Raw genomic sequence first — 14616 nt, forward strand, 5'->3', positions numbered from 1 at the left:
TATCAGAATTTTAAGTTCACACCAAAAGCCCATGTTCTTGATAATGGGTAGTATCCCCCTTCCGGATCAAATCCGTCGTAACCGCTGATAGTAGCGATATTCTGACCGGATACAAATACCCGCAGGTAGTTCATCTTCCACTGTTGCAGGATCCGTTTGGGTAACGTATAGCCTATCTGTATATTCTGCAGTTTCAGGTAATCGGCTTTGCGCAGCCAGTAGCTGGAATATTTGGTATCATTAGATGTATACTGGATAGAAAGACGCGGATAGCTGGCCTGTGGATTGTCCGGCGTCCATGCGTCCAGGTGCATGGGCCTTGCATTTTGCGAAAGGAAAAATGCCCAGCCTTCGTAACTGCTGATATAACGAAAAGTATTCAGGGTGCCGTACATGCTGGCAGAAAAATCAAAGTTCTTCCATCCGGCATTTAGGTTGAGGGCAAAACGAAGTGGCACCTTTGTATTCAATACTATGCGGTCACCTCCATCAATTTTTCCATCGTTATTCTGATCTTTATATTTAATATTTCCCGGGAAAATATTGGGACCCTGATCGGGACTTTTTGCAATTTCATCTGCATTCTGAAAAAGGCCAATGGCTTGTAACCCGTATGGCAAACGGTATTGGGCGCCCTGAGAAGTATAGTAGGTGTTGGCGTCCGGCGTTTCAATCCATGGTCCGGTACCCGCCATGTTGGATACCTTATTCTTTGCATAGCTGGCATTGGCGGTAATGCCCCAGTTGAAACCGCCTTGGCTGTCTTTGTAATATACCAATGCCTCGAGACCGCGGCTCTGCATTCCCAGCAGGTTGGTATAAGGCGCCTGTAGTCCAAACTCCATTGACACGGGCGCCTGGTAGAGGATTTTATCGCGGTTATTAACAAAATAGTCGATTGTAAACCCTACCTTATTATCGAGGAAACCTGCATCCAGTCCAATGTTACCTAATTTGGCTTCTTCCCAGGAAAGATCCTTATTTACAGCTACGCTGGTATAAGCGCCGGGAACGATAGCATTATTAAATCCATAGATATTCGGCTCAAAATCCAGGATAGCTGCCGTAGCATAGTAGCCAACCTTTTCTGCATCTCCCAAAATACCCCACGACGCCCTTACTTTTAATTCGGATAACCAGCTGAAGTGATCTGCTATAAAATGTTCACGATGAATATTCCAGCCTGCAGAGAAGGAAGGGAATATACCCCAGCGGTGGCCCGGTGCAAACCGGGAAGATCCATCGCCACGCATATTTGCTTCCAGCAGGTATTTACCGTCATAGTCGTAGTTGACCCGTCCAAATACCGACTGGATCGCTACTTCACTGGCGTTGCCACCATTTTGTTTATTAAGGGTGCCTATATCCAGCACATTCACCTGGGCGAAAGGAAGTCCATCCCGGGAGGCATAAAAATTAGTAAGGTTATATAACTCCTGTGAATAGCCCAGGAGTCCTTTGAAGTGATGCAGTCCCAGGTGAAGGGTGTAATCCGTGGTCAGCTGGAGTGTGTTCCGGAAATTGGAATTAGTGGTATTCTGCAGGCTGTTCACCTGGTTTTTTACTGCTGCCACGTTGCCATTATCATCATACAGGTTGTAGGTATTCAGCCGGCTGGTTACCCAGTTATCATAACTGTATTTCGCATAACTTCCTTTGATGTTCCAGTTGGTGAGCGGGGTGTAAGTGATATCGAAGATGCCCATCAGCTCTTTCACTTTATTCTTATTTACACCGCCCTCATTAACGCCTGCAATGGGGTTGCCTGCCATGGAGGAACCGGTGCCGTATTGTCCTGTTGCCGAGGTGACAGGAGATATAGGAGATACCCGGGCTGCCTGGGTTTGCCAGATGGTGGTTCCGCCCTGCGGTTCCGTGATCTGCGTTTCCGTGTACTGAATGTTGGCGGACACTGATAAATGGCGGGAAAGCTTAATAGTCATATCCGGCCGGATAATGTAACGGCGGTAGTCGTTATTCGGTAACGTACCATCCTGGTAATCGTAAGAGCCGGACAAGCGGTAGGTGATATTATCCTTCTGCCCGGAAACAGCAGCATAGTTGTTGTTGATAACCGTATTGCGCTTATAAATCTCTTTATACCATTTGTTATCCGGCAGCTTACCTGCCTTCAGATCGTCCTGTCCTTTCTGACCGTATATGGGCGTTTTCCCGTCATTTGCCAACGCTTCGTCCCATAATTTCATATAATCAGCGGCGCCTACAAAGTCGAGACGGAACTGCGGCTGTTGCACGCCAATGCTGGAGGAAATATCTACTACCGGCTGACTTCCGGCCTGTCCTTTTTTCGTGGTAATGAGAATAACGCCATTCGCAGCGCGTGAGCCGTAAATAGATGCACTGGCGGCATCTTTCAATACTGATACGCTGGCGATATCGTTGGGATTGAGGGTATTGATGTTACCCGGGATACCATCTATCAGCGTGAGCACACCGGAGCTGTTACCGATGGTGGAAGTTCCCCGGATATTAATTGCTGCACCGGAGCCCACGGCGCCGGAGCTTTTGCTCACATTTAATCCCGGAACGGTGCCTGCGAGTAATTCCTGTGCATTGGTAACGGGCCGGGATTTAAAGGCCTGCGCTACATTTACGGTGCCTACTGCGCCGGTGAGATTAGCTTTTTTCTGGGTACCATATCCAACTACGATTACCTGGTCGAGATTACTGGTAGATGTAAGCAATACTACATCTAATGTAGTACGGTTATTTACCGGTATTTCCTGTGAGGTGAAGCCGATCAGTGAAAAAGTAAGTACCGCATCGCCGGGAACACTAACAGTATAGTTACCTTTTTCATCCGTAAGCGCGCCTTTGCCGGTGCTTTTGTGCAGCACCGTTACGCCCGGCAGCGGAACGCCTGTTCCATCCGTTATCCGGCCGGATACGGTGATGAGCGCCTGCTCAGGCGCTCCCGGTTCCAGGAGCACCAGCCCTGACGACCGGATTTCATATTTGAAACCGGTGCCCGCCAGCGCTGCGTCCAATATTTCTTTCAGGGAGGCGTTCCTGGCGCTGATGGTCACATTTTTACTCTCCGGCAACGTATTATCGTTATAGAACAAACGATAATCCGACTGGGCCATAATCAAGCGCAGTACTTCTTTCAGCGGAACATTTTTCACTTCCACATTCAGTTTCTTTTGCGAGAAGACAACAGACGCCTGCACCTGTAAGAGTGCAACCATGATTAATACAGTTGTAATTTTCATAATTCGCAAGCACTTGCGGAAAAAAAGCCGGCACACCCGCTTTTGTTTCCTGTAGTCATTTTTCATAAGTTTGTATTGGATTGTTGAGGCAATAGACACCCCTTTCCTTACCAAGCAAGGATGTCTGTTTCTGATAACATATTCGGGGGGGATGGCGCAATCATCTTCCCCTTTTTTATGATCCTGTTCTGATTAATACAACGGCATAACTTCGCTGATTTTGGTTTGAAACTATTTAGTGCTGATTTTTAAAACTCTGCTGGCCTGGTTGTAATGCCACGAAAACTGCCCGGAAGAGCGGCTTAATACGGTCATTACTTCATTCATCTGTTCACCTTTTATACTACCGGAAAATTCCAGTGCTTTTAATTGTGACTGTTCAAATACAACGGTGATATTGTACCACCTTTCCAACCGGGTTGCCAGGCTGGAAAATTTCTCTTTGTCAAAGGAAAGGGTATTGTCTTTCCACGCTATTTCTGTAACGGCTTGTTGTTGGTTGTGCCAGAGCGAATCCCATCTGGCGGTGAAGATGGCAGTTCCTTCCCTCCGGATAAGTGTAATTTTTTGTCCCGGTTTCACCAACGCTTTGTGCAGGGCGTCTTCCTGCCGGTATTCCAGTTGTACACTTCCGCTGATAAGGGATGTTTCAATGTTGGGTTCATCCCTGTAGGCGCGTACGTTAAAAACAGTTCCCAACACCCGTATAGTGGCATCTTTCACCTGTATTTCAAAAGGGATATCCGCCTGACGGGCTACATCGAAACAGGCTTCTCCTTCCAGTTGAAGGAAACGCCGGTGTACGCCATACTCATCGTTATAAACCAATTTACTGCCGGCGTTGAGCCATACCAGTGTGCCGTCAGGCAGCGTAACCTGGCTGCGGGTACCACGATTGGCAACTATTTCATGTATCCCGTTTTTTTTATGAGGATGGGCAAAGAAAAAATATCCTATGGTGATCAGCAAAGTCAGTACCATGGCTGCCAGGGTCAGGTATCTGCGCCGGGGAAAAGGTACGTTGGATGGCGCCTCCGCCAGTTCCGGAATATGGGTTTCCAGCAATGCCAGCAGCCGTTGTTCTTCTGTTACGGATATACCGGGAGTTTCCTGCTGCCATATCTGTTCCAGTGCAGCAGCGGTTCGCTGCTCCTCCTCCTGCTGCGCAGATAAAGCCGCCAACTCCGACAATTCTTCCGGAGTAGCTTCACCGTTAAGCTTACGTGCTGTTAATATCCAATATCGCTGAATAGGCATTAAAATATGGTTCGTCCTGTTAATAAGACAAGCCACACCGTTAAATCACCTAAAAGGAATAAAATTATTTTACAAGATGGGCATTTACTGCTGTATGAATGCGTTGCAGTGCAATAGCCAGCTGGCTATCGATAGTGCGAACAGAAATGCTCAGGATGGCAGCGATTTCCTTGTATTTCAGCTTTTCTTCTTTTGCCAGCCGGAAAATCAGCCGGCATTTGGGAGGCAGGTTGTCGATAGCAGCCTGCATTGCCTGGGTCATTTCCAGTGTAATCAGCTGCTGTTCGGGGTTTAGTGGTTGTTCCAGCGGCTCCAGTAATACCTCCATCTCTTCAAACGCATAAAAAGTGATCCTGTCGCGGCGCTGCAGATAATTCATACAGGCATTGCGTACGCTGGTAAACAGGTATACCCTGAGCTGTGTTATCTTCAGAAGATTACTGCGATTACTCCATAACCCTGCAAATATGTCTGCTACTATATCTTCGGCAGCCAGCGGATCTTTTATGAAAGAATTGGCAAATTTGGAGAGTCCCGGCATCAGATGCAGGTATAATGCCTTAAAGGCATTACTGTCATTGTTCAATGCTATATTTTCCTGCCAGGTGCTGATCATAACGAGTGTCAAGCAATATATATAACCTTCGGGAAGGATTATACCGGATGTTAACAGAGCGTCAGGAAATGTGAAGAAATCATCAGGCGGGGATCGCCTTCGGCGATTACGCGGAGGTTGTCTTTCTCAGGATTACACTGATTATGTTGATTACCATGATTAGATTTTGTTGCTGATTTTGATTTTGATTTTTGTAAATAATATGGAAGATAACAGCGGATATATTCGCTACTATCTTCCCTAATCCTTATAAATCCAGTGAACAAAATCTAATCATGGTAATCAACATAATCAGTGTAATCCTGAGTAAGACAAAATCCGCGCTACCATACAAACGTAGCCACTTCTCCCCCGCGAAGGGATGCAGCCGCCACTTTGCCTTTTGCTTTGATCTGGAAGTCCTGCGCCGCCGCATCAGTGTTTACCACAATCAGTACGGTTTTGCCGCCAGGCGTTAAAAAGGCGACGTTATCAAGCGGACCGGCAATATTGGAAGCGATTCTTATGGAACCGGCAGGAACAAATTTAGATGCATGGCCTATTACGTAGTAGGAGGAGTTGCGTGAAATAGCCTGTCCATCAATGGTAATGCCACCGAGGCATTGGGAGCATCCACCCTGATCGGTATGCGGATTCCAATGCGCATCAGCGGCGAGGTTCCATTGCAATACATTGCGGCTCCAGTTACGGGTGGCGCCTACAATCAGTTTGCTGACATTATTTTTCAACTCGCCGGAAAAACTGCCTTTTCCATCAGACCATTGCTCTGTGAAGTAAAGGTGCTTTTCCGGGAACTCATCATGTACTTTACTCAGTGCATCAATAGTGCCGCCATACAGGTGAAATGCAGAGCCATCCACGTAAGGATAAGCGGCTTTGTCTCTCAGAATAGTGAGCGGGTATTCCGGTTTATCACAGTTGTGATCATACAGGATAATTTTTGTTTTGACGCCGGCCTTTTTAAAAGCGGGGCCCAGGTTATCTTTGATAAAGATGGCCTGGTCTTCCGCCAGCATCAGCATGCTCGGATTATTTTTAGGATGTAAAGGTTCATTCTGGATGGTGATGGCATCGATGGTGATGCCAGCGGCTTTCATCGCCTTTACATATTTTACAAAATATTGGGCATAAGCGCCGTAATATTGCGGTTTCAGGCTGCCTCCAATAAACGAGTTGTTTGTTTTCATCCAGGCTGGCGGCGTCCAGGGAGAGCCTAAGATTTTAATACCCGGATTTAGTGCGGTAATTTTTTTCAGCACAGGGATCAGGTCTTTTTTCTCTTCGTTGATATTGAAATGCTTCAGTTCCGGATCTGTTTGTCCTTCGGGCATATCGTCATAGGTAAATACAGAGGCGCTCAGGTCGGAAGCGCCGATGCTGAGACGCAGGTAGCTGATGCCAATGCCATTTCCCTTTGTGAGGAACAGTTCTTTCAGCAATGCATCCTGTTGCGCAGCAGGCAGCTGGTTGATCAGCGTGGCGCTGCCACCGGTGAGGGTAAATCCGAAGCCGTCTATCGACTGGAATTTCTTTGCGGCATCTACCTCAATGGTGGCGATACCTTTATCCTGCGCGGTAAATGCCAACTTAGCTGTTTGTTGCTGCAGCGCGATGGATTTGTCGGGAGATGTTAACCAGTAACTGATCTCTTTATTTTTTTTCTGCTGACTTTTTACTGGCTGTATACTTCCTGTCAGCAAGGCGAGGCAACATAGGAGTTGTCCGGTTCTCTTCATCATAGCAAAACAAATTATTAATCGGTAAAAGTATTCAGGAAATTCCGGATTTTCTTATTTGGAGCAATTGTTTCGTTAGAAAATATCAACCTGAATTTCATTGCTCAGGCGTACGGTCTATACTTCCAGTATAAATGCCAGCGCCCTTTTTTCTGACCAGTAAAAATCTTCTCCAAACTTCACAAAGCCTACATGGCCTCCCTGGTGCGGAGTTTCCAGGAAAAGGTAGGGACTATCGGCCGCTATCTCATAAGGGTAACACTCCTTTCCCAGGAACGGATCATCTTTCGCGTTGATCACCAATACCGGTATCCTGATAGAGGACAGCAACGGCCGGGAACTGCATTGTTCCCAATAGGTAAGGGCGTCTTTAAACCCATGCATGGGCGCCGTATAGCGGTCGTCGAACTGCCGGAAAGAACGGATGTCCGCATACCGGTCGAGGCTGATGCTTCCCGGGAACTGCAACTCTTTCAACCGCAGCTTTTCCCCCAGGTCGCGGATGAACCGCTGCATATAGATGATATTGTGTCTTTTCTCTAACTCCGCAGAGCCGCTTTTCAGGTCACACGGCACAGAAATAGCCACGGCCGACTTTATAGCACTGTCCAGCGATGCGCCCCTTTCTCCCAGATACTTTAATGTTACATTCCCTCCCAGGGAAAAGCCTACAAGGTGGATGGCCTTATATTTTTTCAGCGATACCAGGTATTGGATCACGGTATGCAGGTCCTCCGTTTCACCGCTATGGTAAAAACGCAGATTTTTATTCGGTTCGCCACTACACCCCCTGAAATTCATGGATACCGTGTCAAACCCTGCACCATTGAAGATATGCACCATTCCCAGCACATACTTGCGGGTGGCGTTACCTTCCAGTCCATGCAGGATCACTACAATACGCTCATTCCCCTTTTCACTAAAATCCAGGTCCAGGAAATCGGCATCGGGCGTAGCAATCCTCTCCCTCCTGTAAGCCGCCGGCCGGATGCTGCGGAATAAAGAGGGATAAATGGTAAGCATATGGCGATTCTGCAATAAAAAAGGCGCCTGGTAATCTGAGTTATGTAATACGGGCATCCTGCAAATTTACGGATTCAAACACCTTAATCCGTATTTTCGCGGCATGTCACTTCCCGTTTTTGGTATAGAGAAAATATTTAATCTCCCTTACAAAAAGGAAGATTTTAAAATAGTATATCATGCACCGATCAATATGACGGTGATACCGGAAGCGCATAAACATGACTTTTTCATGCTGCTGGTGATTAGCCAGGGTAGCGGTGTTCATACCATCGACTTCAACGACTACAAAGTGAGCGCCCGCAGCGTTTTTTTCCTGGCGCCGGGCCAGGCGCACCACTGGCAGCTATCGAAGAACACCAGCGGCTACCAGGTGATGTTTTCTGCGGAGTTCATGTTACAGAAAGGGCCCCTGTGGCCTTTTTTCACACCATCGTCCAAACCTGTATTAAAGCTGGACAACGCACAGTACGACCAGCTTTTCCGGGAACTGCAGCTGATGGAGCAGGAAACCGCCGCCATTATTACGCAACACCGGCTGCAGATTGTGCTGCTGTTGCTGCAGCGCTGGTACGCCGCCATCCACCCGGAAGAAGTGGCTGCCGCGGGGAATCACCTGGTCAACCGCTTCCTGCTGCTGCTGGAGAAACATTATGCGCAATATCATGAAGTGGCCTACTATGCTGCCAAACTGCATGTTACAGCCAGTTACCTGAACCAGGTATGTAAGAAGGAAACCGGCAAAACCGCCGGCGCCTACATCCGGGAACGGCTGCTGCTCGAATCCAAACGCATGCTCACACTCACCGATATGGATATAAAAGAAATCGCCTTTACGCTGGGCTTTAATGATACTTCTTACTTCTCCCGGTTCTTCAGAAAATATACGCTACTTACCCCCATGGATTTTCGGCGCCAGTTATAAAATGTACCCGTGATATTATAACCAGTACCATTTTCCACCTCCATACGGGGATACCTTTGCAGCTATAGCATAACATTCGTATGAAAAAAATACTGTTCTCTTCGCTGATACTGCTTTGCGGGATATCCGCATTCAGCCAGCAAAAAAAAGCCGACCTGCTGATCAGGTCTGTACGCATCATTGATGTAAAAACCGGTAAAATCACTGCCAACCAGGCCATCGCGGTGCGCAACGACAGTATTATTGCTGTGATGAATAACAAACAGGCCACGCAATACCAGGCCACGCAAATGGTAGATGGGCAGGGTAAATATGCCATGCCCGGCTTATGGGATATGCATATGCACTTTGGTGGCGGCGACACACTGGCCGAAGAAAATAAAAACTTCCTGCCGCTATATCTCGCCCACGGTATTACTACCATCCGCGATTGTGCCGCAGATATCAGCACAGACGTTTTAAAATGGCGCGATGCCATCAACAACGGCCAGTTACAGGGCCCTACCATTTTCACCTCCGGTCCAAAGCTGGAAGGTTACAAATCCGTTTGGCTCGGCGACCTGGAAATAGGCACCTCCGCAGAACTACAACAGGCGCTGGATTCCCTGCAAAAACTGAAAGTCGACTTTGTAAAAATTACCGAGAATACCATTAAGCCGGAGATCTACCTCGAAGCATTAAAAGAAGCCAGGAAGAGAGGGATGTTTATTTCCGGACACGTACCTTATGTACTCACCATGCAACAGGTAACAGACGCAGGACTCAGCTCCGTAGAACACCTGACCTATGCCTGGAAAGCCGGCGTAAAAGATGATGCGGCTTTTGCGCGTGCCATCGCCAATGGTGAAATCAAAGGAAAAGATATCAATAAATATATCCTCAACAACTTTGATACCGCCGCTGCTATGAACACCTACCGTCACATGGCAGAAAAAGGCACCTTCATAACGCCAACGCTTACACTGGGAAATGTAATGGCGTACTTTGACCAGGATAACCACGCACACGATCCCTACCTGCAATATATTGGCAAAGGTATTCAACGCACTTATGAAATGCGCGTGAAGCGCGTAATAGCAGATGATAGCGCTGCCATTGCCTGGCGCAAGATGATCTATGAAAAATCATCTTCCATCCTCCCGCTGCTGCAGAAAGCCGGCGTTACCATTATGGCCGGCACCGATGCCGGCTACCTGAACTCATTTGATTATCCGGGCATCGGTCTTCACCAGGAACTGGCACTAATGGTAAAGTTCGGATTAACTCCGTTACAGGCACTACAGGCCTCCGTGATCAACTCACCCGCTTACCTGCATAAAACCAATTATGGCGCTATCGCTCCCGGCAAAAAAGCAGACATCCTGCTGCTGGATGCCAACCCGTTAGCTGATATCCACAACACACAGAAAATCCACGCCCTCGTAGTAAAAGGCAAATTCCTCAACAGATCCGCACTCGACGGCCTGCTGGAGCAGGTAAAAGCCAACGTCGCGCGTACGAAGTAGAGCGCGGATTTTGTCTTGGCTCAGGATTACGCTGATTATACTGATTAGTTTGATTTTTACTTTTGGATTTTATAAAGGATTAAGGGAGATAGAAGCGGATATACTCGCTCTTATCTCCCTTAATTATAAATCTAAAAATCCAAAAGTAAAAATCAAACTAATCAGTATAATCAGCGTAATCCTGAGCCAAGACAATTTAAAAGCGCCGAAGGCGCCCTACTCTATCGCCGAGAACAGCCGCCCCCAACGAATACGGTTATGATGAATGCTCATCCAGATGATCCAGGCTTTGCCCACTACATGGTCTTCGGGAACATAGCCCCAGAAGCGCGAATCCATCGACTCGCGGCGGTTATCCCCCATCATCCAGTAATAATCCATTTTGAAGGTATAGGTATTGGTTTCCTGGTTGTTGATATAAATTTTTCCGTTTACTACGCGCAGCGTGTTATGTTCATAGGTATCTATAATGCGGCTGTAAAAGGGCAGTGTAAGCGTGTCCAGCGTTACGGTGGAACCTTTCCGCGGGATATATAAAGGGCCAAAGCAATCTTCATTCCACTCGTAGTGTTTTGTATCAAAGGGAAACACCCTGGAATCCGCGAAGGCGTCATATACATAACGCTTTACGGTAGCGCCCATCGACTTCAGGGTATCTATATTGGCGGTGGTGAGGTTGTAAATAAACATACCTGAATCGCGGGTAGCCCGTTGGATATGGTCTGTTCCCAGCACATCCCGCATAGAGTCGCTGAGTTCTTTCTTATCCGGCATGGTAACATAATACCTCGCTTCAAAATGTTCAGGTGAAGCGGTAGGTATATGATTGATATACACGATGCCATCGATGATCTGCAGCGTATCACCGGGAATGGCAATGCATCGCTTGATCCAGTTTTCTCTTTTGTCGACCGGCCGGGTTATAGCAGGAGGATAATTTTTATGAACGTATTCCGCACCAAGCGACCGCATATTCGTGTAGTAATCCTCATCATCGCCGGTAATGGTTTTCAGTACAGTATCCCCGCAGGGATAATTAAATACTACCACGTCGTTTCGTTGAATACTGCTGAAACCCGGCAACCGTGTATAAGGCCATTGAACAGCCGTGGAAAAGGGTGGGGTGTTTCTGGTAAACGGGAGCGTGTGATGGGTAAAAGGCCAGGCCAGTGGTGTGATGGGGATACGCGGACCGTAACTGATTTTGCTGACAAAAATAAAATCGTTGATCAGCAACGTTTTTTCCATAGAAGCGCTGGGGATAACAAAAGCTTCAAAGATAAAGGTACGGATAAGGGTAGCGGCAACCACAGCAAAAAGAGCAGCTTCTATCCATTCTCTCACCTTCGATTTCTTCCGGGTACCTTCCTCCGGCTGCTTTACATCGCTGAAAGAAAAATTCATTTTACACGTGGTTTTGGATAAGTAACTACTAACAATTTAATTAATTATACCCACATCTTTTCAAAATTTACAGGAACAAAAAAGGCTGCTGCAATGATGCAGCAAGCAAGGCGTACAAAGCTTTACAGCAGTATCATACAGCTGAAAACAAGGGTTGCTGCAGCGAGGTATCTGTGTTATTGAAGCCAGTACATCCTGTTGTACTATTCTACCCGTTTCCGCAAAAAAGTATTACCTCCCGTTATCCTTTTTAAAAAATTTCAACAAGATAAAATCGTTTTATTAAATTGCTCTGCGTAACCACTTCAGTAGTTGCACATTTACCCACGTTCCAAACATAATTACCATGCATACGTCGAGACGTTCTTTCATACAACAAACCGGGCTGATAGCCGCAGGTATGATGTTACCCGGTGCGCTGGCCGCCATGAACGGCAACAAAGCGCTGCCAAAGAAAATAGGTTTACAGCTGTATACCCTCCGCGACCAGCTGGCCAAAGACCCCAAAGGCACGCTGGCCAAAGTAGCAGGCATCGGCTACAAAGAAGTGGAAACGTTTTACGGCTACCAGGGAGCGGGCGACAAAGCTGAGTTCTGGGGACTGAAACCCGCCGAACTAAATGCCGTGCTGAAACAACACCAGCTCAGTACGCCCAGTGGCCATTACCAGCTTAACGACTACCTCTCCAAAGGCAATGGCAACGCAGATGCACTGCAGCCACAAATTGACCTGGCCGCCGCGCTCGGACAACAATATTTTATCGTTCCTGTACTGCCCCTCTCCCTCTGGGATAAAAAGCTGGGCGCAGATGATTATAAGTTCATGGCCGAACAATTGAATAAAGCCGGCGAACAATGCAAAAAAGCTAACCTGAAAATCGGTTATCATAACCATTATTGGGAGTTCAAACCACTGGCAGACAACCCCGGCACCGGTTATGAGATTATGCTGAAAGAAACAGATCCTGCACTCGTTGCCTTTGAACTGGATCTTTTCTGGGTCGTAAAATCCGGGCACGATCCCATTACGCTGTTTAAAGAAGCACCAGGCAGATTTGTCGCCTGGCACGTGAAAGACATGGACAAAGGCAATACTGCCAGTCTTACCGCTGCAGGCACAGAAAACAAAACCTCGATGGAACTGCTCTCCGGCGTTACCTTTGCAGAAGTAGGAACCGGCAGCATCGACTTCTCCAAAATATTTGCCCAGGCAAAACTTGCCGGTGTAAAACACCTCTTTGTAGAACAGGACAAAATCACCATCGAACCATTCGACAGCGTAACGCAGAGTTATAAATATGTGAAGAACGTTTTGTTGAAATAGCGAAGGTTGTCTTACTCAGGATTAAACGGATTTTATTGATTTAAGGATTTGATCCTGTTGGATTTTAAAAGATTTGGGGAGATATAAGCGGATATGCCCGCGGATTTTCTCTTACTCAGGATTAAACGGATTTTATTGATTTTGTTGATTTTACTTTTTTTGATTTTATAAAGGATTTGGGGAGATATAGGCAAAATTCGCTTATATCTCCCCAAATCTTTTAAAATCCAACAGGATCAAATCCTTAAATCAATAAAATCTGTTTAATCCTGAGTAAGACCACATCCGCGAAGACAAAATTCGCGTAGTTTTGCACCAAAGCAAGTAACCTATGGCGATGCATGAAATTGAAACATTGGTGGAACTGTCTGTTCTTTGCCTGGATAAAAGCCAGGAAGAAGGACTTGATCGCAGGAGCCTCTTTTTTAATCTGTACAAATTACAACAGCAATACGACACCGGCTTTACCCATTTCCGGGTAATGGATGTATTAATCAAACATCATTTCGTTTATACCTTTCCCGTTACCGCGCATCCGTTCTATGCCACGCATGCGGCCTGGTTTGATGCACTGGCTGCCAGTCAGAAATTCAGCTTTATTTATGAAGAGCCTACTGCTGAATGGGATCAGGAAACCAATCCTGTAGCGGGTTACGCCAATTTCGATTTTGCCACCCAATCCTATATTTTATATTGCGATGCGGGATCTTCTCTCTGGACCGCTATGGTAGCCCATGGCGTCCTTACCGGCGACGATGCCGCAGCGCCGGAAAAGATAGATACCTTCCCGCTGGCGCATGAAGTGGCGGAAGCAGCCGGCGAACAAAAAGATAAAGATGTGCTGGGCCTCTGGTACCAGCTCCTTCCTTACATGGTAATGGAGGCAGAACAGGAAGGTGAACCCATTCACTACAAGGCACTGGAAGCCATACTGGAACTAGTAGTAGCCAACGACGCCATTCCTGATGAAGGATTGCCGCCGGCAGATGAACTGCCCGTAGGCGGTGAGCTGGGGAAATTCTGTAAGTGGTGGTACGCGCCCGCAGCAGATAAAATGCCCGCCACCGCGCCGGAAGATGTGGAAGAAGAAATAGACCTCGAAGCCGTAGCATTTACAGAACAGGTCGATAAAAGTGCTGCCTGGTACGAACAACAGGTGGTACAGATCCTCCAGGACGCCAATGCTGCCATCACGCACATGGAAGACAGCGGCCCCAATGAAGCCACACAGCGAAGCGTGTATGAGCGCCTGCAACAAGGATTGGTGTACGCCAATAAAGGACTGGAGCTATCACCCGGTCAGCCGCCACTGCTCATGAACAAAGGCTCCATACTGATGCTGCTGGAACAATACGATCAGGCGCTCGCCGTTTACAACGAAGCACTCGCCATTGCACCCGAAAATCCATATGTGCACCTGAACCGTGCGGTACTCTTTTACCATATGGAACAGATCCCCGAAGCCATTGCCTCTTTTGAACAACTGCTGCAACTGGAACCGGGCAATGAATTCGCACAACAGTGGCTTTCACATCTGAAAAGTGACGGGTAATAACTGCGGTTATAAACTATTTACGCGGAGCGGTTGTTAAA

The 14616-nt window shown here is 47.2% G+C and carries 10 protein-coding genes; 4 read left to right on the top strand and 6 right to left on the bottom strand.

The window, feature by feature from the left end:
• Window positions 1-2 precede the first annotated feature (2 nt).
• The 5 genes from ACLHR0_RS12860 to ACLHR0_RS12880 form a co-directional block, all read right to left on the bottom strand.
• Window positions 3-3209 carry a TonB-dependent receptor gene (locus tag ACLHR0_RS12860; protein ID WP_436487086.1) on the bottom strand — a complete coding sequence of 1069 codons (3207 nt, stop codon included), beginning with the start codon at window positions 3207-3209 and terminating at the stop codon, window positions 3-5.
• A 255-nt stretch (window positions 3210-3464) separates the two neighbouring features.
• On the bottom strand, window positions 3465-4490 hold the full coding sequence (locus ACLHR0_RS12865; RefSeq protein ID WP_436487089.1) for a FecR family protein: 1026 nt from the start codon (window positions 4488-4490) through the stop codon (window positions 3465-3467).
• A 64-nt stretch (window positions 4491-4554) separates the two neighbouring features.
• A complete protein-coding gene (locus ACLHR0_RS12870; protein ID WP_429050742.1) occupies window positions 4555-5118 on the bottom strand; it encodes an RNA polymerase sigma-70 factor in 564 nt (187 codons plus the stop codon).
• 311 nt (window positions 5119-5429) lie between these two features.
• The gene (locus ACLHR0_RS12875; RefSeq protein ID WP_436487091.1) at window positions 5430-6845 is read right to left on the bottom strand and encodes a glycoside hydrolase family 30 protein; all 1416 of its coding nucleotides are present in this window, start codon (window positions 6843-6845) and stop codon (window positions 5430-5432) included.
• A gap of 114 nt (window positions 6846-6959) precedes the next feature.
• Window positions 6960-7922 carry a YheT family hydrolase gene (locus ACLHR0_RS12880; protein WP_436487093.1) on the bottom strand — a complete coding sequence of 321 codons (963 nt, stop codon included), beginning with the start codon at window positions 7920-7922 and terminating at the stop codon, window positions 6960-6962.
• Between the two features lie 46 nt (window positions 7923-7968).
• Between ACLHR0_RS12880 and ACLHR0_RS12885 the strand changes: the two genes are divergently transcribed.
• Window positions 7969-8790, top strand: coding sequence for a helix-turn-helix domain-containing protein (locus tag ACLHR0_RS12885; protein WP_436487095.1), 822 nt, complete (start codon window positions 7969-7971; stop codon window positions 8788-8790).
• Window positions 8791-8870: 80 nt separating this feature from the next.
• The gene (locus ACLHR0_RS12890) at window positions 8871-10295 is read left to right on the top strand and encodes an amidohydrolase family protein (protein WP_436487097.1); all 1425 of its coding nucleotides are present in this window, start codon (window positions 8871-8873) and stop codon (window positions 10293-10295) included.
• Between the two features lie 216 nt (window positions 10296-10511).
• On the opposite strand, the gene lepB is transcribed toward ACLHR0_RS12890, so the two are convergent.
• Window positions 10512-11699, bottom strand: coding sequence for a signal peptidase I (lepB, locus tag ACLHR0_RS12895; protein WP_436487099.1), 1188 nt, complete (start codon window positions 11697-11699; stop codon window positions 10512-10514).
• Between the two features lie 346 nt (window positions 11700-12045).
• On the opposite strand from lepB, the gene ACLHR0_RS12900 reads away from it, so the two are divergent.
• Both ACLHR0_RS12900 and ACLHR0_RS12905 read left to right on the top strand, forming a co-directional pair.
• Entirely contained in the window at window positions 12046-13023 is a 978-nt protein-coding gene (locus ACLHR0_RS12900) for a sugar phosphate isomerase/epimerase family protein (protein WP_436487101.1), read from the top strand.
• 331 nt (window positions 13024-13354) lie between these two features.
• Window positions 13355-14575, top strand: coding sequence for a tetratricopeptide repeat protein (locus tag ACLHR0_RS12905; protein WP_436487103.1), 1221 nt, complete (start codon window positions 13355-13357; stop codon window positions 14573-14575).
• Window positions 14576-14616: the final 41 nt, after the last annotated feature.

This window comes from Chitinophaga sp. ARDCPP14, assembly GCF_051362515.1.
GTDB lineage: Bacteria > Bacteroidota > Bacteroidia > Chitinophagales > Chitinophagaceae > Chitinophaga.